This window comes from Metabacillus sp. 84 (genome assembly GCF_050107715.1).
GTDB lineage: Bacteria > Bacillota > Bacilli > Bacillales > Bacillaceae > Metabacillus_B.
Window position 1 is genome coordinate 1 of record NZ_JBNILN010000046.1, and the last position, 245, is coordinate 245.

Annotated in this window: 1 pseudogene; it reads right to left on the minus strand. The window is 40.8% G+C overall.

The window, feature by feature from the left end:
* A pseudogene (locus ACQCV8_RS20255) lies at positions 1 to 245 on the minus strand (RNA-guided endonuclease TnpB family protein); the annotation flags it as partial.

The following is a 245-nucleotide window of genomic DNA, read 5'->3' on the forward strand; positions in this document are numbered from 1 at the left end:
AATGTGATTGTCTTTTGCAAAATTGACGATTGCACGGCTCACCTTGTGGTCTTGGTCTTTCATCCATCGCTGTTCTTTATCATCCAATTTACGGATGGCATTGAGTTTTTTCTTCCTGCCCAATGTTTTGCGTTTGGAACGGAATGTACGCTTCATGTATTTGTTTTGTCTACCGTTTCCAAAGAAACAAACCTTGTCATCATCTGTGATGGCTACCGCAGGAACTTTCAAACCTAAATCTACAC